Origin of the sequence: Cellulomonas sp. PSBB021 (assembly GCF_002240455.1) — a bacterium.
GTDB lineage: Bacteria > Actinomycetota > Actinomycetes > Actinomycetales > Cellulomonadaceae > Cellulomonas > Cellulomonas uda.
Genome location: NZ_CP021430.1, coordinates 2,040,928 through 2,062,085 on the forward strand (window position 1 = coordinate 2,040,928; position 21,158 = coordinate 2,062,085).

Here is a 21,158-nt window from a genome sequence, read left to right on the forward strand (position 1 = left end):
AACCGTGCACGCCACCGCGAGCGACCCGTCCCCCGCCGCGGTGCTGTGGCTCGTGTGCGCGGTGTGCGCTCTGCTCACCGCCGTCCTGGCGACCCTCGGCGGGCGCTGGCTGGCCGCCGCACGGCGCGTGCACCGCGTGCAGGTGCCGGCACGCGCCCTGTCGTCCGCGTACGTCGGGCCGGGGACGTTCGTCGACGTCGAGTACCCCGGGCCCGACGGCCGCCCGCTGCGGGCTCAGCTGTTCGTCTGGCTCGTGCGCGCGCCCGGCGTGGCGTACACGTTCGACGGCACGGTCTGGGTCGACCCGCACCACCCCGCCGACGTGACCCCGCGCCGCCAGGGACGCACCACGCGTGCGACGCTCACCCTGATCCTCGCCGCGGTCACGCTCGCCGGCACCGTCGGGACGGGCTTCGCCGCGCTCGTCGTCCGGTTCGGTGAGACGTTCCCCGCCTGACCCTGCCGTCCCGCGCCCGCGGGGGTAGCGTGCGCCGCATGCGCTTCGGACTCTTCATCCCCCAGGGCTGGCGGCAGGACCTCACGGGCATCGACGCCTCGCAGCACTGGGCGGTGATGAGCGGGCTCGCGCGGTACGCCGACGAGGGCGACGCGTTCGAGTCGATCTGGGTCTACGACCACTTCCACGCGGTGCCGGAGCCGAACGGCGAGGCGACGCACGAGGCGTGGAGCCTCATCAACGCGTTCGCGGCGAGCACGTCGCGCGTGCGGCTCGGGCAGATGTGCACGTGCATGGCATACCGGAACCCCGCCTACCTGGCGAAGGTCGCGACGACGGCCGACGTGATCTCGGGCGGACGCGTCGAGATGGGCATCGGTGCGGGCTGGTACGAGCACGAGTGGCGCGCGTACGGGTACGGGTTCCCCAGCGCCGGCGAGCGGATCGCGATGCTCGACGAGGGCGTGCAGATCTTCAAGCAGATGTGGACCGACGGCGTCGCGACGTTCGCCGGCCGGCACTACCAGGTGGACGGCGCCCAGCTGTCGCCGCTGCCGCTGCAGGTCGACGGTCCCCCGCTGTGGATCGCGGGCGGCGGCGAGCGCAAGACGCTGCGGATCGCCGCCGAGCACGCGCAGTACACCAACTTCGACGGCAGCCCCGAGGGCTTCGCGCACAAGTCGCAGATCCTCGCGGAGCACTGCGCCGCGATCGGCCGCGACCCAGCCGAGATCACGCGCTCGGCCAACTACAACGTCGTCATCGGCGAGACCGAGGCGGACGTCGACGACAAGGTCGCGTGGCTCGAGGAGCACTACGCGCTGACCGTGCCGGACAAGGCGCCCGGGCTCGCCGAGGACCTCCGCAAGGGGCCGCTGGTCGGCACGCCGGAGCAGGTCGTCGAGAAGCTGACGGCGCTGCGCGAGCTGGGCCTCGGGTACGCGATCACCTACTTCGCCGACGCGGCGTACGACCGCTCGAGCATCGAGCTGTTCGCCGACCAGGTCGTCCCCGCGCTGCGCTGACGTACCCGACCCGGCGCCGCCCGGGGCGGCCGGCGGCCCGTCACCCGCCGTACCGCGCGCACACGGGTGGCGGTCGGGACGTCCGGGCTCGCTCGACCGGGCTACCAGTGGCTGCGTGACGGCAAGGCGATCTCGGGCGCGACGAAGAACACCTACGCGCTCACCTCGTCCGACGCGGGCAAGAAGCTCTCGGTCAAGGTCACGGCCAAGCGTCCCGGCCACCTGGCCGGCACGGCGACGTCGAAGCAGACCGCCGCGATCGCGCGCTGACCGCACGCACCACGCCGGGGCCCGTCACCGCTGTCGCGGTGGCGGGCCTCGGCCGTCCCGACGGCCCCGGCCGGTTCGTCAGTCGCGCTCCGCGACGACCATCGCCGACGCGATGCCCGCGTCGTGCGAGATCGACAGGTGCCACCGCGTGACCCCGAGCTCGGCCGCGCGCGCGAGCACCGTGCCGGTCAGCTCGACCACCGGCTGCGCGCCCACCACCCGCCGCACGGTCGCGTCCTGCCAGGACATCCCCGGCGGCGCCCCCAGGGCCTTCGCGATGGCCTCCTTCGCGGCGAACCGCGCCGCGAGCGACGTCTCGGGCATCACACGCTCGTCGGGCGTGAACAGCCGCTCGCGCAGCGCCGGGACGCGGTGCAGCGTCGCGACGAACCGCGCGACGTCGACGACGTCGATGCCGACCCCGACGATCACGGCTGCGGCTCCAGGTCCTGCTCCTCGACCAGGTGCTTCCACCGCAGCCACTTGCGCTCGACCGCGTCGTCGAGGTCCACGCCGAGGCGGTGCGCGACGATCATGAGCATCCCCAGGACGTCCGCGACCTCGTCGCGCACCGCGGCCGCGAGCTCGGCCGGGTCGCCCTGGTGCCGCGAGCGCCCCGTGGCCGCGAGGTAGGCGCGCGTCAGCTCGCCGACCTCCTCGCCCAGCTTGAGCACCGCCCAGTCGTCGGTGCGCTCGATGCCGTGCAGCCGCGCGTAGACGCGGCTGATCGTCTCGACCTCACGCTGCGCGTCGGCGAGCTCCACCGCTCACTCGACCGTGACGGACTTGGCGAGGTTGCGCGGCTGGTCGACGTCGAGGCCCTTGGCGGTCGCGAGCTCGCACGCGAAGATCTGCAGCGGCACCACCGCGAGCAGCGGCGCGAGGAGCGTGGGCGACTGCGGGACGTAGAACACCTCGTCCGCGAACGGGCGGACCGCCTCGTCGCCGTCCTCGGCGATCACGAGCGTGCGCGCGCCGCGCGCCCGGATCTCCTGGATGTTCGAGACGACCTTCGAGTGCAGCGAGTGCCGGCCACGCGGCGAGGGCACCACGACGAACACGGGCTGGCCGGGCTCGATCAGCGCGATCGGGCCGTGCTTGAGCTCGCCCGCCGCGAAGCCCTCCGCGTGGATGTACGCGAGCTCCTTGAGCTTGAGCGCACCCTCCATCGCGACCGGGAAGCCCACGTGCCGGCCGAGGAACAGCACCGACTGCGTGTCCGCCATCCACCGTGCGATCTCCCGCACGCGGCCCGCCCGGTCGAGGACCTGCTGGATCTTGTCCGGGATGGCGCGCAGCTCGTCGAGGATGCGCGCGACCTCGTCGGCGTACATGTTGCCGCGCAGCTGCGCGAGGTACAGGCCCAACAGGTACGCCGCGGTGATCTGCGACAGGAACGCCTTCGTCGAGGCGACCGCGATCTCCGGGCCGGCGTGCGTGTAGAGGACCGCGTCGGACTCGCGCGGGATCGTCGAGCCGTGGGTGTTGACGATCGCGAGCACCTTCGCGCCCTGCTCGCGCGCGTGCCGCACGGCCATCAGCGTGTCCATCGTCTCGCCGGACTGCGAGACGGCGACGACGAGCGTGCGCTCGTCCACCACGGGGTCGCGGTAGCGGAACTCGTGCGCGAGCTCGACCTCGACCGGGATCCGGCACCAGTGCTCGATCGCGTACTTGGCGACGTGCCCCGCGTACGCCGCGGTACCGCACGCGACGACGACGATCTTGTCGACCGCGCGCAGCACCGACTCCTCGATGCGCACCTCGTCGAGCACCAGGCGCCCGCTCACGTCGGTGCGGCCCAGGAGCGTGTCCGCGACCGCGTGCGGCTGGTCGTGGATCTCCTTGTCCATGAAGGAGCGGAAGCCGCCCTTCTCCGCTGCCGCCGCGTCCCAGTCGACCGTGTAGCGCCGCGCCTGCGCGGGCACGCCGTCGAAGTCGGTCACCCGCACCTCGTCGGGCGTGATCGTCACGACCTGGTCCTGGCCCAGCTCGAGCGCCTCGCGCGTGTGCGCGATGAACGCCGCGACGTCCGAGCCGAGGAAGTTCTCCCCCGTACCCAGCCCGACGACGAGCGGCGAGTCGTGCCGGGCGCCGACCACGGTGTCCGGCACCGCGGCGTGCACGGCCAGCAGCGTGAACGTGCCCTCGAGCGCGCGGGCCACGCGGCCCATCGCGGTCGTCAGGTCGCCCGTCTCGGTGTACGCCCGGGCGAGCAGGTGCGCGACGACCTCGGTGTCGGTCTCCGAGGCGAACTCGACACCGTCCGCCACGAGCTGCGCCTTGAGAACCGCGAAGTTCTCGACGATGCCGTTGTGGATGACCGCCAGGTCCCCCGCGACGTGCGGGTGCGCGTTGACGTCCGTCGGCCCGCCGTGCGTGGCCCAGCGGGTGTGGCCGATCGCGGCGGTCGCGTCCGGCAGCGGGTGCGCGTCGATCTCCTCGACCAGGTTCGCGAGCTTGCCGGCCTTCTTGGCGGTGGCGAGGACTCCCGACGGGCCGACCAGCGCGACGCCCGCGGAGTCGTACCCGCGGTACTCGAGCCGCCGCAGACCTTCGATGACGACCTCGAGGGGGCGGGCGCTGGCGACCGGGCTACCGACGTAGCCGACGATTCCACACATGAGGGCGAGTCTATCCGGCGCCCCGTACGGGGCTCGCGGCGTGGCAGGTCGCCCCCGTCACGTGGCCAGCCGCCGCGTCCGGCACAATCGGGGGGTGCTCCCGTCGTCGTCGACGCCGTCCCTGGCCCCCGCCACCCCGTACGTCGACCTCGACCGGGAGGCGTGGCGGCGGCTGTCGGCGTCCACCCCCCTGCCGCTCACCGACGCGGACGTCGAACGTCTCGCGGGCATCGGGGACCCGATCGACCTCGCCGAGGTCGACGCGATCTACCGCCCCATCTCGCGCCTGCTCGACCTGTACATCGAGGCCACCCGCGGTCTGCACGCCGCGTCGTCGACGTTCCTGCGCGAGGACATCACGCCCACGCCGTTCGTCATCGGGGTCGCCGGGTCCGTCGCGGTCGGCAAATCGACCACCGCCCGCCTGCTGCGCGAGCTCCTGGCCCGCTGGCCCGCGACGCCGCGCGTCCAGCTGATCACGACCGACGGCTTCCTGTACCCGAACGCCGAGCTCGAGCGCCGCGGGCTGATGCAGCGCAAGGGGTTCCCCGAGTCGTACGACCGGCGCGCGCTGCTGCGGTTCGTGTCCAAGGTCAAGGCGGGCAAGCCCGAGGTCACGGCACCGGTGTACTCGCACCTGACGTACGACATCGTCCCCGGCGAGCACATCGTCGTGCGGCGGCCCGACGTGCTGATCGTCGAGGGGCTCAACGTGCTCCAGCCCGCGCGCCCCTCGGCCGAGGGCAGCTCCAGCCTCGCGGTCAGCGACTTCTTCGACTTCTCGATCTACGTCGACGCCAAGCCGCGCGACGTGCGGCAGTGGTACGTCGACCGGTTCCTCAGCCTGCGGCAGACCGCGTTCGCCGACCCGGCCTCGTACTTCCACCGGTACGCGTCGTTGTCGGACGACGAGGCGGTCGCGCGCGCCGAGTCGATCTGGGACTCCATCAACTCCCCGAACCTCGAGCAGAACATCCTGCCGACGCGCAGCCGCGCGACCCTCGTCCTCACCAAGGGCTCCGACCACAGCGTCCAGCGCGTGCGCCTGCGCAAGCTCTAGGACCGCCCGCCCCTGCGGGTCACCGCGTGTGCGGGCCGTGGTGCTGCGGTGTGCGGACCTTGTCCGCGGGCGCCTGCGGCGGGTCGGTGGGGGCGGGCGACTCGTCCGCCTCGAGGATCGCGGCACCGTCCGGGTCCGCGCGCGACAGCCAGCGGCGCAGTGCCCAGTCGACGACGACGCCGATGACGACGCCCCCGACCACCCCGACGACGACGCCCCACAGCGGCGAGTGGTCACGGAACGCGGCACCCGCGCTCACGCCGATCACCGTCGAGTAGCACGCCCACGTCACGGCGGCGATCGCCGCGAGGAACGTGAACCGCCGGCGCGGGAACCCGACGGCACCCGCGGTCATGTTGACCGCCACGCGGCCCACCGGGATGTACCGCGCGGCGATGATGAACGACGCGCCGCGGCGCTCCAGCGCCCGCTCGGCCCACGCCAGCGCGGCCTGCCCACGGCCCGAGCGGAAGAGCCGCAACCGGTGCACGGGCACGCGGCGGCCGATGCTGAAGGCGATCTGGTCACCCGTGAACGCGCCGAGCGCGGCGACCGGGACGACGACCCACAGGTTCGGCTCGCCCCCGGGGCCCACCGCGAGCGCGGCGAGCGCGATCACGACGGACTCGCTCGGGATCGGGGGGAAGAAGCCGTCGATCGCCGCGAACAGGTACATGACCAGGTAGATCCACGGCGACGCCGCGAGATCGAGCGCCCACTGCTCCAAGCCCATCTCGCTCCGTCCCTCCGCCGGTCCCCCTGCGGTCCGCTGACCACGGACCTTGGTCCACCGTACGGGCCCGTGGCTGGTCCTGGTATCCGTGACCGCCCCGGCTCACCCCTGACGGGCAGCGGCCGGCCTGCTCGCGTACCGGTCCTTCCTGCCCAACGCGTGGCGCCGCCCCGGGGTTCCGGCGCCGCGCCACGTCCCCGCTGGTCAGCTCGGCAGCGGGAAGCCCAGCGCTGCCGACGCGGCCTCCGGCCGCGGCTCGCTCGCCCAGCGCAGACCCAGCTCGTCGGCCGCCGCGAGCGAGCGCAGCTCCGCGCGGTCCAGGTAGAGCGTCCCGCGCAGGTGGTCGGTCTCGTGCTGCACGATGCGCGCGGGCCAGCCGGTCAGCACCTCGTCGAGCGCGGCGCCCGTCTCGTCCTGGCCCGTGAGCCGGACCCTGCGGTGCCGTGCGACGACGGCCTGGTAGCCGGGCACCGACAGGCAGCCCTCGTAGAACGCGGCGCGCTCGTCGTCGGCCGCCTCGTACGCGGGGTTCACGAGCACCCGCGCCTCGACTCGGACCCGCTCACGCACCTCCGCGACGCGCTCGTCGCTCACGCCCGGGTCCTCGACCACGGCGATCGCGAGCGGCAGGCCGATCTGCGGCGCCGCGAGCCCGACCCCGGGTGCGTGGCGCATGGTGCGGTGCATGACCGCGACGAGCGCCGCGAGCTCGTCGTCCGCGAGCTGGCCGTCGTACGCCTGCGCGGTCGCCCGCAGCGCCGGGTGACCCGCGCGGACGATCGGCGCGACGCCCTCGGCGGCCGCCTCGACGACCCGCAGGGTGAGGTCGCGCAGCCGGGCCGCGGGCGACGTCACAGCGCGAGCCGCTCGCGCACCACGTCCGCGAGCCCGGCCGCGACGTCGTCCGCCTCGTCCTGCGTCGCGGCCTCGACCATGACGCGCACGAGCGGCTCGGTGCCGCTGGGGCGCAGGAGCACCCGGCCCGTGCGGCCCAGCCGGACCTCCGCCGCCGCGACCGCGTCGAGCAGCGCCTCGTCGTGCGTGCGGTTCTTGTCGACGCCCGGCACGTTGACCAGCGTCTGCGGCAGCCGCCCGACGAGCGCCGCCAGCTCGTGCAGCGGCGTGCCGGTCGCCGCGACGCGCGACGCGAGGTGCAGCGCCGTCAGCACGCCGTCACCCGTGGTCGCGTGCTTCGACATGATGATGTGGCCCGACTGCTCGCCGCCGAGCGTGTACCCGCCCGCGCGCATCGCCTCGAGCACGTACCGGTCGCCCACCGCGGTGTCGAGCACCCGGATCCCGACCGACTCCATCGCGAGCTTGAGGCCCAGGTTGCTCATGACGGTCGCGACGAGCGTGTCCTGCGCGAGCTCGCCCGCGTCCCGCAGCGCGACCGCGAGAACGCCCATGATCTGGTCGCCGTCGACGAGCGTGCCTGAGCTGTCGACCGCGAGGCAGCGGTCCGCGTCACCGTCGAACGCGACGCCCAGGTCGGCGCCGGACGCCACGACGAACGCCTGGAGCTGCTCGGGGTGCGTCGAGCCGCACTTCTCGTTGATGTTGCGCCCGTCCGGCGAGGCGTTGATGACGACGACGTCGGCGCCGGCCTCGCGCAGCGCGGCGGGGCCGACCTCGCTCGCGGCGCCGTTCGCGCAGTCCACCGCGATGCGCAGGCCGGTCAGCGGCGTGCCGATGCTGGCGACGAGGTGCTGCACGTACGCGTCCCCCGCGCCGCCGGTGTCCACCCGGATGCGGCCGACCGCACCGCCCGAAGGGCGCTGCCAGTCCTCGCCGATGCGCGCCTCGATCTGCGCCTCGAGGTCGTCGTCGAGCTTGTGCCCGCCCCGCGCGAGGAACTTGATGCCGTTGTCCGGCATGGGGTTGTGTGACGCGGACAGCACGACGCCGATGTCGACGCCCGTCGTCGCGGTCAGGTACGCCACCGCGGGCGTGGGCAGGACGCCCACGTTGTGCACGTCGACGCCCGCCGACGCGAGGCCGGCCGCGATCGCCGCGGTCAGGAACTCGCCCGACGCACGCGAGTCGCGCCCGACGACCGCTCGGGGCCGGTGGCCCTCGAACTCCCCGCGCGTGCCGAGCACGTGCGCCGCCGCGACCGCGAGGTCGAGCGCGAGCTCCGCCGTGACGTCCCGGTTCGCGAGCCCGCGCACCCCGTCGGTACCGAACAGCTGGCCCATGTCAGACCCCTTCGTCGTCGCGCTGCAACGTTACTGGTCCCGCGGGCAGGCCGCGGGCGGGCGTGCGCGTCCGGCGTGGACGCGGCCCGGACATGCCGATGGCCCCGACGGTCGAGCGACCGCGGGGCCATCGGGCCGCGCTGAGGATCAGCGCTTCGAGTACTGCGGCGCCTTGCGGGCCTTCTTGAGACCGGCCTTCTTGCGCTCGACCACACGCGCGTCACGCGTGAGGAAGCCGGCCTTCTTGAGGGCCGGGCGGTTCGACTCCGCGTCGATCGCGTTGAGCGCACGCGCGATGCCGAGTCGGACGGCGCCGGCCTGGCCGGACACGCCACCACCGGTCACGCGGACGATGACGTCGAAGCGACCCTCGACGTCCACGACCTTGAGCGGGGAGTTGACGAGCTGCTGGTGCACCTTGTTCGGGAAGTAGTCCTCGAGGGTGCGGCCGTTGATCTTCCACTCACCGGTGCCGGGGACGAGGCGCACACGCGCGATCGCCTCCTTGCGGCGGCCGAGCGCCTGGCCCGGCGCGGTGATGCTCTGGCCACGGCCGGTCGGGGCCGAGGTCTCGCTGGTGTAGCTGCTGGGCGCGTCGCCCTCGAGGTCGTAGTCGACCGTCGTCTCTGCCACGGGGATGTCCTGTCGTCTCTACTGTCGCGCCGGCCGTCAGGCCTGCTGCGCGACCTGGGTGATCTCGAACGGCTTCGGCTGCTGCGCCTGGTGCGGGTGCTCGGCACCCGCGTAGACCTTGAGCTTGCCGAGCTGCTGACGGCCGAGCGAGCTCTTGGGGAGCATGCCCCGCACAGCCTTCTCGATCGCACGCTCGGGGTGCTTGGCCAGGAGCTCCGAGTACGGGGTGGCACGCAGGCCGCCCGGGTAGCCGGAGTGGCGGTACGCGAGCTTGGCCTCGCGCTTGTTGCCGGTCAGGGCGACCTTGTCCGCGTTGATGACGATGACGAAGTCACCGCCGTCGACGTGCGGGGCGAAGGTGGCCTTGTGCTTGCCGCGCAGCAGCGTGGCCACGTGGGTGGCCAGACGGCCGAGGACGACGTCGGTCGCGTCGATGACGTACCAGTTCCGCTCGATCTCGCCCGGCTTCGGGGTGTACGTACGCACGGTCGTTGCCTTTGTCTCGTGTTGCGTCGTGTGGCGACCGTCCATCCGCGCGCGGGCGCGGCGGGGCGGTCGATGCTGTCGGTGGCGCATCCGCGACCGGCGAGTGGGAACGCACCGACCTACCATCGCCTCCGCGTGGTGAGAAGCCACGGGCGCACGACAGGGACGCACAACGACTCAACAGACTACCTGGGCCGGAGAACACGGGTCAAAACCACGTCCGTCACACCCTCCCCCCGACACCCTCCCCCGACACCCTGCCCCCTCGCCCCCACACCCCCCGACCCCGCCATCGCTCCGGCTCTCGGAGCCGAGACCCGGAGCAAACACTGGGTCGGCCGACGTCCCACCGACGAGACCGTCGTTGCTCCGGGAACGGCGGACGAGAACCGGAACAACCACAGGGTCGACGCACCACCACGCCACACCGCCATCGCTCCGGCTGTCAGGGCGGAGACCCGGAGCAACCACGGGGTCGACCGTCATCCCCTCGACGAGACCGTCGTTGCTCCGGGAACGGACGACGAGAACCGGAACAACCACGGGGTCGACGGAGGGTGCTCGACGGGAGCTGGGGGCGGCGGTGGGTGCGGCGGGTGGTCGGCGGGTGGGCAGCGGGTGGGCGGCGGGTGGGCGGCGGGTGGTCGGTGGGTGGTCGGTGGGGTCAGCGCAGGGACGTGGACGCGGCGCGGACGACCCGGGCCGTGAGGTCGTCGAGGGTCGGGGTGCGCAGGGACCAGTGCTGCCAGTACAGCGGGACGTCGAGCCACCGACCGGGAGCGACGTCCACGAGCGCGCCGGTCGCGAGGGCGTCGGCGGCCGCCGCCTCGGACGCCATCCCCCAGCCGAGCCCCGCGGCGAGCAGCTCGAGGAACGCGGTGTTCGACGGCACGTGGTGCACGGGCGGCGCGACGTCCCGCCCGACGAGCGCGGCGGCGAACCGGTGCTGCAGCGTGTCCGCGCGGTTGAACGCGAGCACCGGTGCGCGCTCGAGCGCCGCGGCCGTCACACCGTCGGGGAACCAGCGGTCGCGCACCGCGGGTGCGACGAGCCCGAGGTACCGCATGGCCCCGAGCGGCCGGACGCGGCAGCCCTGGACCGCGTGCGCCTGGGCGGTGACGGCCGCGGTGACGGTCCCGTCGCGCAGCAGCTCGGCCGTGCGGTCCTGGTCCTCGCGCCGCAGGTCGACGACGACACCCTCCGGCAGGCCGACGAGCGCGGCGGGGAACCAGCTCGACAGCGAGTCGGCGTTCACCGCGACGGCGAGGCGCGTGGGCGCACCACCGGCCTCGTCGTGGCCAGCCCCCGCGAGCTCGGCCGCCGCGTCCCGCTCGAGGAGGGCGACCTGGCCGGCGAGGCGCGCGAGCACGGCGCCGGGCTCGGTCGCACGGCAGGGCCGCGAGCGCACGACGAGCACCTGCCCGACCCGCTGCTCGAGCGCACGCACGCGCTGGCTCACGGCCGACGGGGTCACGTGCAGCCGGGCGGCGGCGGCCTCGAACGTGCCCTCCTCGAGCACGGCGGCGAGTGCTCGGAGCTGCTCGGCGTCGAGGTTCATGAAGCCAGGCTAATGCTCCCTCAGAAACCTGAGATGGACTCCCAGTCAGCGGGTCTCCTAGCGTCCTCGTCGTGCCTCCTGCCCTCGGTGCCCTCGCGGCCGGCTTCCTCGCGTGCCTCGGCCTGATCGTCGCGATCGGGGCGCAGAACGCGTTCGTGCTGCGCCAGGGCATCCGGCGTGAGCACGTGGCGGTCGTCGTCGCGCTGTGCACCGCGGGGGACCTCGTCCTCACCGCGGCGGGCATCGCGGGGCTGGGACCGCTGGTCGCGGCGCATCCCGCCGCGCTCACGGGCGTGCGGTGGTTCGGCGCCGCGTTCCTGGCCTGGCTCGCCGTCGCGGCGGTCCGCCGCGCGCGCCACCCCGAGCGTCTCGACCCCGCCGCGGCCGGGCCCGCCTCGAGGCGCAGCGTCGTGACGACGTGCCTGGCCCTGACGTTCCTCAACCCGCACGTCTACCTGGACACGGTGGTGCTGCTCGGCTCGCTCGCGCACACCCGGCCGCACCCGTGGGGGTTCGGCGTGGGCGTGGTGCTCGCGAGCGCGAGCTGGTTCAGCGCGCTGGGCTTCGGGGCCACGCGGCTCGCGCCGCTGTTCGCCCGCCCGCGCGCGTGGCAGGTGCTCGACCTCGTCGTCGCCGCCGTCATGGCGACGCTCGCGGTCACGCTCGTCGTCGCGTGACGCCTCAGGCCTCCGACGCGGCCGCCTTCCGGGCAATCTCCCCGCGGTATACGGGTACGGCTTGCTGCTGCTCCGGTCCGCAGTTCAGGTACATCACCGGGTTCTGCCCCTTGAGGTGCTTGACGCTCTTGTTCACGATGTCGGGGCGGTCGATCGCCTTGCCGAAGAAGCCCAGTCGAGGCTTCCCCAACGGTATGTAGTCACGGTCACCCTCCACACGCTCCCGCCAGTACGCGACCTCGTAGGCGGCCCGGACGACACCCTTCGACACCGCGAGCGCGGTGCGGGCGCGCCCGGCTGTCGTTCCGGACATGACCCACCAGCCCCTGGTCGCCTCGTAGAGCTCGCCGCTGGGCATCGCCGGCGTCCAGAGGCGCGGGATCTTGAGAAGGACGAGGCTCTCCTTCGTCTCGCCCAGAGGCGCTGCGTCGTAGATCGAGTTCACGACCTCGGCGTTCGCCCAACCGCGCAGAGCGACATCGTGACCCAGGACCTTGTTCGTCAGGGGGTGCCCAACAGCACGCAGGGCGTCGATCACGCTCGCTTCGACGACGAAGGCGTGCTTCTCGCTCTCGATTCCGTGCCGGACTACCTCCACCTGGACGTGCCCGTCTGAAGCGAGGATCGAACGGATTCGGTCCAGCTTGTCGCTCGGCGCCGCGTCGCCACCGAGAGCGTCCCGCGCATGGTCGAAGGCCCTGTTCCCGATCCCTTTGCCCACGTAGAAGACCGTGCCGTCCCGGCTGTCCCGGAGTAGGTACACGTAGTAGCGCATCGCCTCCTGGGCCAAGGTGCTGAACTCGCGAACTGGTGCCGCTGGCTCAGCCACGTCGGGCCGGGAGCCAGCCGTATCGTGCTGCAAGCCGACGACCGCCTCTCGGTCAGCGCTTGGTCCCATCGGGAGGTTACGAAGGTCGACCGACGTCCGACCGTCCGGGAGGAACAGTCGCCCGTCATCGGTGAGCACCACAACCGGACGACCGAAGGACGACCCGCTCCGTGGGACCCTGACCACCTTCCAGGACCGCACCGTCACCCCGGCCCGCCCCATCTGCATCAGATGCCGCGACGCGTGCTCGAACCCACGCTCGTCGGTCTCCGACCGCTGCTCCCACGGACGGGCGTCCCAGGCACCGTCGGTCGAGAGCGCAGTGAGAATGCTCGCGATCGCGGAATACGTCACTGCGCGCAGCGAAAGCTCCCGCGAGGGCAGAGCCAACCCGAGGCCTGCCAGCATCCGGTCCGCGAGCTGCCCGGACTCGATCTCGAACGCCTCGTCCCACTGCATCCACCCCGGGTGATCGGGCCAGAGATGCAACGCGCCGCCGCGATTCATCGAGACCTCCGCCTCCGAGGGGTCAACGAGCTGGACGTGGAGGTTGTCGTATGCGACACCCTGGGGGTGGTCGTCCCAGAAGACCTCTCGGCCACCGCGACGGACGAGTTCAGCCGCGATCAGCCAGGAACCCGCGTAGCGGTTGCGCCACCCTCCTGCGGCCATCTCAGAGCCGTTCCTCGAGACGTGCTCGTCCCCGCCCTCACGACACATGCGCCCTCCCGGCTGTACGCCCCCGTGCGAATCGGCGCCCGAGTCATGTCGCTCCGCGACATGTTCACCGAACCCTATCGACGCGCCCCTCGTCCCACACGGCGGTCGGTGTCTCGCGCACGCGGCCGTCCGCGCCGAACACCAGGTAGCGGTCGAACGTGCGGGTGAACCAGCGGTCGTGGGTCACCGCGAGGACCGTGCCGTCGAACGCGGCGAGCCCGTCCTCCAGCGCCTCGGCCGAGTGCAGGTCGAGGTTGTCGGTCGGCTCGTCGAGGAGCAGGAGCGTCGCGCCGCCGAGCTCGAGGAGCAGGATCTGGAACCGCGCCTGCTGACCGCCGGACAGCGTCTCGTAGCGCTGCTCGGCCTGCGCGACGAGCTCGTAGCGGTCGAGCGCGCGGCTCGCCTGCTCACGGCCGAGCCCGGCGCGTCGGCCGTCGCCGCGGTGCAGGATGTCGAGCAGCGTGCGCCCCTCGAGGTCGAGGTGCGTGCGGTTCTGCGCGAACCAGCCGGGCCGCACGCGCGAGCCGAGCACCACCGTGCCGGTGTGCGCGACCGGCTCGACCACGGCGTCGTCGGCCGGCTCGTGCTCGGGCCCGGGGTCGGAGCCGCCGCGCGCGAGCAGACGCAGGAAGTGGGACTTGCCCGACCCGTTGGAGCCGAGCACCGCGACCCGCTCGCCGTAGAAGACCTCGAGGTCGAACGGCTCCATCAGCCCCGTGAGCTCGAGGTGCCGCGCGACCACGGCGCGCTTGGCGGTGCGCCCGCCGCGCAGCCGCATCGTCACCGACTGCTCACGCACGCGCACGGCCGGCGGCCCGGCCTCCTCGAACTTGCGCAGGCGCGTCTGCGCGGCCTGGTAGCGCGACGACATGCCGTCGTTGTAGGCGGCCTTCTGCTTGAGCGTCGTGACGAGCGTGCGGAGCTTGGCGTGCTCCTCCTCCCAGCGCCGCAGCAGCTCGTCGGCCCGGCTCATGCGCTCCTCACGCGCCTCGTGGTAGGTCGTGAAGCTCCCGCCGTGCACCCAGACCGAGGCACCTGCGGGCGAGGGCTCGAGCGTCGCGACGTGGGTCGCCACGCGCGAGAGCATCTCGCGGTCGTGGCTGACCAGCAGCACGGTCTTGCCCGCGGCGACGAGGCGCTCCTCGAGCCAGCGCTTGGTGGGCACGTCGAGCGCGTTGTCTGGCTCGTCGAGCAGCAGCACCTCGTCGGGACCGCGCAGCAGCGCCTCGAGGACGAGCCGCTTCTGCTCGCCGCCGGACAGCGTGCGGACCTCGCGGTACTGCGCGCGCTCGAACGGCACGGACAGCACCGCGTCGGTCACCTGGTCCCAGCCGGCCTCCGCCTCGTAGCCGCCGACGTCCGCCCAGTCGACGAGCGCCTGCGCGTACCGCAGCTGGGCGGGCTCGTCGTCGACCTGCATCATCGCGAGCTCGGCGGCGGCGAGCTCGGCGGCCGCGTCCCGCACCGCGGCGGTGGCCAACGACGCGAGCAGGTCACGGACGCTGCGGTCGTCGTCGATGCGCCCCACGTCCTGACGCATGACGCCCAGCCCGCCGGAGCGCGCGACCGAGCCCGCGTGCGGCTGCTCGTCGCCCGTGACGATCCGCAGGAGCGTGGACTTGCCGACGCCGTTGGGGCCGACGAGCGCGACGCGCGCGCCGTCGCCCACCCGGAACGTCACGTCGTCCAGCAGCGGCCGCCCGTCGGGCAGCACGTACCCGACACCCATGACGTCGAGGTGTCCCATGCCCGCCAGTGTGCGGTGCGACCCGCCCGCCGGCCAAAGCCATTGCCGGTGGCGGGCGCCCGGCGGCGGTGCGAAGGTCGACTCATGAGCGAGACACCTGCCAGCAGCACCGACCCTGCCCTCGGCTCGGAGGGTGACACCGACCAGCTCCCTCGCGAGGACACGCTGATCGACCGCGGCGTCGACGACCTGCTCGACGAGGGCTACTCCCCGCCCGAGCGGGACAACCGCTCGCACTACGGCGAGACGGCGTGGGAGGAGAAGCACCGCGAGACGATCGACCAGCGCGTCACGCAGGAGGAGCCCGAGATCTGGGAGCAGGCGCCGCGGGTCACCGGTGACCGTGAGGAGAACCGCGCGGGTCGCCTCGTGGAGGACGACGACGCGGTCGCGGCCGGGGGCACGGACGCGTTCGCGGTCGACTCGGGCGTCGCGGGAGGCGCCGCGAGCGCCGAGGAGGCCGCGGTGCACGTGGTCGAGGAGGTCTACGTCGACGAGGCGTACCGCGACGAGGACTGAGCGCTCGATCGGGCGTACCGCGCCGCCGACCCTCCCCGGCAAGGTCACGATCCGATAACGTCCGGTTCGTGCCGGTTCCCCCGCCCTCCCCCGGACGTCGCGCCACGCGTCCCGACCCCGCCGTGCGACGCGACCCGCGTCGCCGTGACCTGCGCCGACTTTCCGCCCGGCGGCAGGCACGGCGGCAGCGTCGGCGCCGCCTGTCGCACGCCGCACTGGCCCTCGTCGTGCTCGGGGCGCTCGCGCTCGTCGTCCCGGCGGTGCTCGCCCCGGACGCGCACGAGGCGGCGGGCCCGGTCGTCGAGGTCCCCGCCGGGCCGACGACCCCGACCGCCGACCCGCGCGACGGCGTGCGCGAACCCGCGAGCCGTTCGGCGCAGCGGAGCGCCTCGGCCGCACCCACCACGACGACCCCGCCCGCACCCACGACGGCGACGACGACGCGGCCCGGGCAGGACGAGCGCACGGCTCCGTCCCCCTCCGGGCGCCCCTCGTCCCCGCGCGCGACGAGCGCCCCCTCCTCGGCGGCTCCCTCGTCCGCTCCGCCGGACGCCGCACCCACGCCCGCCGACGAGGTCGTCGCCCTCACCAACGAGGCGCGGCGCGACGCCGGGCTGGACCCCCTCGAGGTGTCGACGTGCGCGACGGACCAGGCGGCCGACCGCGCCGCCGTGCTCGCCGCGGAGGACCGCTTCGAGCACGACCCGCTCGAGCCCGTGCTCCAGGCGTGCGACGCGCGTTCCGTCGGCGAGAACCTCGCGCTCGGCTACCCCACGGCGCGCGCGACCGTCGACGGCTGGCTCGACTCACCCGGGCACCGCGCCAACCTGCTGGGCGATTTCACGTCGATCGGCGTCGGGTGCGCGGACACCGACCGCGGACCGCTGTGCGCGCAGGTGTTCCTGGCCTGAGCGTCAGTCCCGCAGCGTCCGGCGCGTCAGCGCCTTGGCCACCTCGATCACGAGAAACACCACCACGGCGCCGAGCGCGGTGATGCCCCACTCGCGCGCGCCGATCGCGGTCGAGCCGAACCAGTCGTGCATGAACGGCGCGTACGTGAACACGAGTTGCAGCAGCAGCAGGGCGCCGGCCGCGAGCCACACGAGCCGGTTCCCGACGAGCACGCGCCACGTGAGGCTCGTCGAGCCCAGGAACCGGCAGTTGAGCAGGTAGGCGAGCTGGCCCAGCGCGAGCATGAGGACCGCGGAGGTCTGGGCGTACTCGTCGGACACCCCCAGCTGGTCCTTCTCGACGAGGAACACCGCGAGCGTGGCCGCACCGATCACGGCGGACGCCACGAGGATCAGGGTGAGCGAGCGCGCGGTGATGACGTGCGCGTCGGGCGAGCGCGGCGGGCGGGTCATGATGTCCGGCTCGGCGGGCTCACCCGCGAGCGCGAGCGACAGCGTCACCGCGGTGATGAGGTTGACCCACAGGATCTGCACGGGCGTGAGCGGCAGCGCGAGCCCGGCGAGCACCGCGACGAGGATGACGAGCGACTGCGCGCCGTTGGTCGGCAGCAGGAACGCCACGGACTTGCGGATGTTGTCGTAGATCCGCCGCCCCTCCTCGACCGCGCGTTCGATGGTCGCGAAGTTGTCGTCGGCGAGGACGATGTCCGCGGCCTCCTTGGTGGCCTCGGTGCCCTTGATGCCCATCGCGATGCCGACGTCGGCGCGCGTGAGGGCGGGCGCGTCGTTGACGCCGTCGCCCGTCATCGCGACGACCTCGCGGTGCGACTGCAGCGCGCGCACGATGCGGATCTTGTGCTCGGGCGACGTGCGCGCGAACACGTCGACCCCGCGCACACGCTGACGCAGCTGCTCGTTGGACATCGCCTCGAGCTCGGCGCCCGTGATGACCTCGGCGTCGTCGTTCGGCTCACCAGCCTCGCCTGCCACGTGGCCGCCGACGATGCCGAGCTCACGCGCGATCGCGAGCGCGGTGCCCGCGTGGTCGCCCGTGATCATCTTGACCCGGATGCCCGCGCGGTGGCAGTCGGCGATCGCCGCGACCGCCTCGGGCCGCGGCGGGTCCACGATCCCGAACAGCCCCAGCAGCTCGAGCTCGGTGCCGACGTCGTCGCCGGCCAGCGCGGTCTCGTCCGTCGCGTCGCGCCGCGCGGCGGCGAGTACGCGCAGCCCCTGCGCGCCGAGCTCGTCGATCTGCCGTTCCCAGTACGCGGTGTCCAGGGGCGCCGAGCCGTAGTCGTCGCGCTGCGTGGTGCAGCGGTCGAGCAGCCGGTCGGGTGCACCGAGGACGTGCACCGCACGCGTGCCGTCGCCGAGTTCGTCGAGCGTCGCGGCGAACTTCGTCGACGACTCGAACGGCACCTGCGCGAGCCGCTGTCCCGCGGGCGCGTAGCCGAGCTTGTCGCCCAGCACGACGACCGCGCCCTCGGTGGGCTGCCCGACGATCCCCCAGCGCCCGTCGGTCTGCACGGCGCGCGCGTCGTTGCACCGGACCCCGGCGCCGACGAGCGCGGCGAGGTCCGCCCGGGCGTCGAGCTCGACCAGGTCACGTGGCCCGTCGTCGTCGTGCAGGCGCACCGCACCCACGGGCTCGTACCCGAGGCCCTCGACGTCGTACGTCGCCTCGGGCGTGACGACGGTGCGCACCGTCATCTCGTTGCGCGTGAGCGTGCCGGTCTTGTCGGAGCAGATCGTCGTGACGGACCCGAGGCCCTCCACGGACGTGAGCTTGCGGGTGATCGCGTGGCGCCTCGCCATCTGCTGCACACCCAGCGCGAGCGTCACGGTGACGAGCGCCGGCAGCCCCTCGGGGACGGCGGCGACCGCGAACCCGATCGCCGCGGACACGAGCTCGTCGAGCGCGAAGTCGTGGATCACGCGGCCGATGACGAGCATCGCGGCGGCCATGAGCAGGATCAGCAGGCTGAGCTGCTTCCCGAGCCGCGCGAGCTGGCGCGTGAGCGGGGTGTCGAGGTGGTCGACCTCCGCGACGAGCTGCTGGATCCGTCCGATCTCCGTGGCACCCGCGGTCGCGGTGACGACCGCGACCCCGCGCCCGGCCGTGACGATCGTGCCGGAGAACAGCATCGAGGACCGGTCCCCCACGCCCGCATCCGCGCCGACCGGCTCCACGTCCTTGCTCGCCGGCACCGACTCGCCCGTGAGCGCGGCCTCCTCGACCTGCAGCGTCGTCGCCTCGACGAGCCGTGCGTCCGCGGGCACCCGGTCGCCCGACCGCACGCGCACCACGTCACCCGGCACCAGGTCGTCGGCCGCGACCGAGCGCCACTCGCCGTCACGTCGCACGTCCGCCTCGAGCGACAGCATCGTCGCGATGCCCGCGAGCGCCTTGTCCGCGCGCCCCTCCTGCACGAACCCGACGACCGCGTTCGCGACCGCCACCGCGAGGATCACCGCGAAGTCGACCCAGTCACCCAGGATCGCCTTGAGCACCGCGGCGGCGAGCAGGATGTAGATGAGCACGTCGTCGAAGTGCTCGAGGAACCGCAGGACGACGTTCTTGCGCGGCGGCTCGGGCAGCCGGTTCGGGCCAACCTCGGCGAGCCGGCGAGCCGCCTGCGCCTCGGTGAGCCCGTCGGGCGAGCTGGCGAGGGTCGTGAACACCGCATCGGGTGTCTCGGCGTGGGCGGCGAGCTCCGGCGCGACCGTCATGGCCTCATCCTGGCCGGGTGCCCGGCCGGGCGCCACGGCTCAGCAGCAGTCGGCCGCCGGGCGCACCTCGTGCTCGCCGCGACGCGCGCGCGTCTGTTCGGCACGAGCCTCGAGCTCGTCGTCGGCCGGGTACTGCACGGCCTCGAGCGTCAGCCCGTGCGCGGCGACCACGTGCGCCGCCGCGTCACGCCGCCGCGCCGCGAGAACCTCCGCGGGCCACGACACCGCGCGCCGCCCCTCCCCCACGGCCAGGCTCGCGCCGACGAGCGAGCGCACCATCGAGTGGCAGAACGCGTCGGCCTGCACAGTCGCGACGACGAGCCCGGCATCGGCACCCTCCGTCGGTCGCGTCCACTCGAAGCGCTCGAGCGTGCGGATGGTCGTCGCGTCCGGTCGCGGCTTGCAGTACGCCGCGAAGTCGTGCAGCCCGACGAGCGCCGCTGCCGCCTCGCACATCGCGTCGACGTCCAGCGCGCGCGCGTGCCACAGCACGTGGCTGCGGGTCAGCGGGTCGCGCGCCGCCGCGTCGTCGCACACCCGGTAGGAGTACCGGCGGCGCAGCGCCGAGAACCGTGCGTCGAACCCCGGCGGCGCGAGCGTCACGCGGCGCACGACGAGGTCCGGCGGCAGCACCCCTGCCAGCCGCGTGAGCACCGCGTCGAGCGGGTCACGCTCGCTGCGTCCCTGTGCCGCAGCGAGCGCGTGGTTGTCCACCTCCACGTGCGCGACCTGCCCACGCGCGTGCACCCCGGCGTCGGTGCGCCCCGCGACCACCAGCCGAGGCGCGGGCACCCCGCGCGGACCCGTGCGCAGGATCGTCGCGAGCCCGTCCTCGAGCGTCCCCTGCACGGTCCGCAGCGCGGGCTGACGCGCCCACCCGGCGAAGTCGCTCCCGTCGTACGCGAGATCCAGACGGAGGCGCACGGCATTCACGCCGCCACGCTACCGGCCCAGCCGACCTCCTCCGCCCCGGACCTGTGACGACCCGCACGCACGGTTGTCCACAGCCCGCCCTGAAGCTCTTGTCGCGGGCCCGACTCGCTGGCAGGGTGCTCGACGATCGACCATTCGGAGGATGCGTGGACCTGCCCTCGTCCGTGACACAGGTGATGGTGCTGGTCCTGGTCGCGCTTCCCGGCATCACCTACGCGACGGTGCGCAACAGGGCGCGCGGCCTCGGGGCATCCACGATCAGCGCCACGCTCAAGGTCGGTGAGGGCCTGGCCGCCGGAGTCGTCTTCGACCTCGTGTACCTGGCCGTCTTCGGGGCGGCCCTGATCGAGGCATTCACGCTCGCGGACGGTCGCTTGCCTTCCGTGCGAGCCGCCGCGACGTACGCACTCGTCCTCGGCGCGGTCGTCCCGGCGCTCGTCGCCTGGATCGCTCACCGGGGAAGCCGATGGACCCGCCCGACGTCAGGCGCGCTCCGCTGGGCCATCCGCAGGGCGCGTCCGCTGCGCCGGGCCGCAGCCGGGTGGTGGACCGCGAACGTCGGCCGCGTCGTCCCCGCGTTCAGCCGAATCCCTACTGCGTGGGACGCTGCGGCGCCGAACCTCGGGAGGCGGTTCGTGCGCATCGAGACCGCCTCCGGCAAGTTCGTCGGCGGCTGGTTCGGCGAGAACAGCTTCGTGAGCACCTACCCGGAGCCGCACGACCTCTACGTCGAGCAGCAGTGGCGGATGTCAGAGACGGGCGAGTTCCTCGGGGCGGTACCAGGAAGCGACGGCTTCTGGTACGCGTTGCAGCCTGGTGACATCATCGACTGGGTCGACCCGGACAACGCGGCTGCCGAATCGGCCACCGCACCATCGACTGGAGGAGCCACCCGTGGTGACTAGCGAACCGCACGCACATCGACGCGCGGCCGACGGCTCCCCGCGCCCGCTGCGGATGCTCATCCAGGAGGGCCAGCGCGGCGCAACACCGGTCGCCACGCGGCTCCCCGCGTCGACAGCGCCCAAGACACCACCCCCGGCAG

Annotated in this window: 21 protein-coding genes; 8 read left to right on the plus strand and 13 right to left on the minus strand. The window is 73.3% G+C overall.

The features are described 5' to 3' along the window. The first annotated feature begins 4 nt into the window (after nt 1-4). The 3 genes from CBP52_RS09205 to CBP52_RS09215 all read left to right on the plus strand — a co-directional run bounded on the left by CBP52_RS09205 (nt 5) and on the right by CBP52_RS09215 (nt 1,752). Nucleotides 5-457, plus strand: coding sequence for a hypothetical protein (locus CBP52_RS09205; protein WP_094180692.1), 453 nt, complete (start codon nt 5-7; stop codon nt 455-457). Nucleotides 458-495: 38 nt separating this feature from the next. After that, on the plus strand, nt 496-1,482 hold the full coding sequence (locus CBP52_RS09210) for an LLM class F420-dependent oxidoreductase (RefSeq protein WP_094180693.1): 987 nt from the start codon (nt 496-498) through the stop codon (nt 1,480-1,482). A gap of 66 nt (nt 1,483-1,548) precedes the next feature. Further along, nucleotides 1,549-1,752, plus strand: coding sequence for a hypothetical protein (locus tag CBP52_RS09215; RefSeq protein ID WP_094180694.1), 204 nt, complete (start codon nt 1,549-1,551; stop codon nt 1,750-1,752). Nucleotides 1,753-1,830: 78 nt separating this feature from the next. Here CBP52_RS09215 and CBP52_RS09220 read toward each other — a convergent pair whose 3' ends face one another. The 3 genes from CBP52_RS09220 to glmS are packed head-to-tail and all read right to left on the minus strand — an operon-like array spanning nt 1,831 to nt 4,376. Next, entirely contained in the window at nt 1,831-2,184 is a 354-nt protein-coding gene (locus tag CBP52_RS09220; RefSeq protein ID WP_094180695.1) for a holo-ACP synthase, read from the minus strand. After that, nucleotides 2,181-2,516, minus strand: a complete 336-nt coding sequence (locus CBP52_RS09225) for a pyrophosphatase (protein ID WP_094180696.1) — start codon at nt 2,514-2,516, stop codon at nt 2,181-2,183. Before CBP52_RS09225 ends, CBP52_RS09220 begins: the two co-directional genes overlap by 4 nt. A 3-nt stretch (nt 2,517-2,519) precedes the next feature. Beyond that, complete coding sequence (gene glmS, locus CBP52_RS09230) at nt 2,520-4,376, minus strand: glutamine--fructose-6-phosphate transaminase (isomerizing) (RefSeq protein WP_094180697.1); 1,857 nt, start codon at nt 4,374-4,376, stop codon at nt 2,520-2,522. Between the two features lie 94 nt (nt 4,377-4,470). Here glmS and coaA point away from each other — a divergent pair, with 94 nt between their 5' ends. Further along, nucleotides 4,471-5,436, plus strand: coding sequence for a type I pantothenate kinase (gene coaA / locus CBP52_RS09235; RefSeq protein WP_094180698.1), 966 nt, complete (start codon nt 4,471-4,473; stop codon nt 5,434-5,436). Between the two features lie 19 nt (nt 5,437-5,455). On the opposite strand, the gene CBP52_RS09240 is transcribed toward coaA, so the two are convergent. The 6 genes from CBP52_RS09240 to CBP52_RS09265 form a co-directional block, all read right to left on the minus strand. After that, complete coding sequence (locus tag CBP52_RS09240) at nt 5,456-6,169, minus strand: DedA family protein (RefSeq protein ID WP_094180699.1); 714 nt, start codon at nt 6,167-6,169, stop codon at nt 5,456-5,458. Nucleotides 6,170-6,373: 204 nt separating this feature from the next. Next, nucleotides 6,374-7,024 carry a peptide deformylase gene (locus CBP52_RS09245; RefSeq protein WP_094180700.1) on the minus strand — a complete coding sequence of 217 codons (651 nt, stop codon included), beginning with the start codon at nt 7,022-7,024 and terminating at the stop codon, nt 6,374-6,376. Continuing rightward, nucleotides 7,021-8,367 carry a phosphoglucosamine mutase gene (gene glmM / locus CBP52_RS09250; RefSeq protein WP_094180701.1) on the minus strand — a complete coding sequence of 449 codons (1,347 nt, stop codon included), beginning with the start codon at nt 8,365-8,367 and terminating at the stop codon, nt 7,021-7,023. Before glmM ends, CBP52_RS09245 begins: the two co-directional genes overlap by 4 nt. Before the next feature lie 147 nt (nt 8,368-8,514). Continuing rightward, on the minus strand, nt 8,515-9,000 hold the full coding sequence (rpsI, locus tag CBP52_RS09255; RefSeq protein ID WP_094180702.1) for a 30S ribosomal protein S9: 486 nt from the start codon (nt 8,998-9,000) through the stop codon (nt 8,515-8,517). A 36-nt stretch (nt 9,001-9,036) separates the two neighbouring features. Continuing rightward, nucleotides 9,037-9,486, minus strand: coding sequence for a 50S ribosomal protein L13 (rplM, locus tag CBP52_RS09260; RefSeq protein WP_094180703.1), 450 nt, complete (start codon nt 9,484-9,486; stop codon nt 9,037-9,039). A 664-nt stretch (nt 9,487-10,150) separates the two neighbouring features. Then, nucleotides 10,151-11,044 (minus strand): LysR family transcriptional regulator ArgP, encoded by an 894-nt coding sequence (locus tag CBP52_RS09265; protein ID WP_094180704.1) that lies wholly within the window; start codon nt 11,042-11,044, stop codon nt 10,151-10,153. A gap of 71 nt (nt 11,045-11,115) precedes the next feature. Here CBP52_RS09265 and CBP52_RS09270 point away from each other — a divergent pair, with 71 nt between their 5' ends. Continuing rightward, nucleotides 11,116-11,721 (plus strand): LysE/ArgO family amino acid transporter, encoded by a 606-nt coding sequence (locus CBP52_RS09270; RefSeq protein ID WP_094180705.1) that lies wholly within the window; start codon nt 11,116-11,118, stop codon nt 11,719-11,721. 4 nt (nt 11,722-11,725) lie between these two features. Here the strand turns inward: CBP52_RS09270 and CBP52_RS09275 are convergent, their stop codons facing one another. Together CBP52_RS09275 and CBP52_RS09280 are read right to left on the minus strand one after the other, a co-directional pair. Next, nucleotides 11,726-13,270, minus strand: coding sequence for a GIY-YIG nuclease family protein (locus CBP52_RS09275; protein ID WP_094180706.1), 1,545 nt, complete (start codon nt 13,268-13,270; stop codon nt 11,726-11,728). A 64-nt stretch (nt 13,271-13,334) separates the two neighbouring features. Then, on the minus strand, nt 13,335-15,017 hold the full coding sequence (locus tag CBP52_RS09280; protein WP_094180707.1) for an ABC-F family ATP-binding cassette domain-containing protein: 1,683 nt from the start codon (nt 15,015-15,017) through the stop codon (nt 13,335-13,337). An 84-nt stretch (nt 15,018-15,101) separates the two neighbouring features. Here CBP52_RS09280 and CBP52_RS09285 point away from each other — a divergent pair, with 84 nt between their 5' ends. Further along, nucleotides 15,102-15,536: a DUF5709 domain-containing protein gene (locus tag CBP52_RS09285; protein ID WP_094180708.1), complete on the plus strand. Its 435-nt coding sequence runs from the start codon at nt 15,102-15,104 to the stop codon at nt 15,534-15,536. Nucleotides 15,537-15,604: 68 nt separating this feature from the next. Next, nucleotides 15,605-16,447 carry a CAP domain-containing protein gene (locus CBP52_RS09290; protein WP_157732558.1) on the plus strand — a complete coding sequence of 281 codons (843 nt, stop codon included), beginning with the start codon at nt 15,605-15,607 and terminating at the stop codon, nt 16,445-16,447. A gap of 3 nt (nt 16,448-16,450) precedes the next feature. Here CBP52_RS09290 and CBP52_RS09295 read toward each other — a convergent pair whose 3' ends face one another. Together CBP52_RS09295 and truA are read right to left on the minus strand one after the other, a co-directional pair. After that, complete coding sequence (locus tag CBP52_RS09295) at nt 16,451-19,180, minus strand: HAD-IC family P-type ATPase (RefSeq protein WP_094180710.1); 2,730 nt, start codon at nt 19,178-19,180, stop codon at nt 16,451-16,453. A 39-nt stretch (nt 19,181-19,219) separates the two neighbouring features. Then, complete coding sequence (truA, locus tag CBP52_RS09300; protein ID WP_094180711.1) at nt 19,220-20,113, minus strand: tRNA pseudouridine(38-40) synthase TruA; 894 nt, start codon at nt 20,111-20,113, stop codon at nt 19,220-19,222. 164 nt (nt 20,114-20,277) lie between these two features. On the opposite strand from truA, the gene CBP52_RS09305 reads away from it, so the two are divergent. Beyond that, nucleotides 20,278-21,018 (plus strand): DUF6338 family protein, encoded by a 741-nt coding sequence (locus tag CBP52_RS09305; protein ID WP_369826347.1) that lies wholly within the window; start codon nt 20,278-20,280, stop codon nt 21,016-21,018. Nucleotides 21,019-21,158 lie beyond the last annotated feature (140 nt).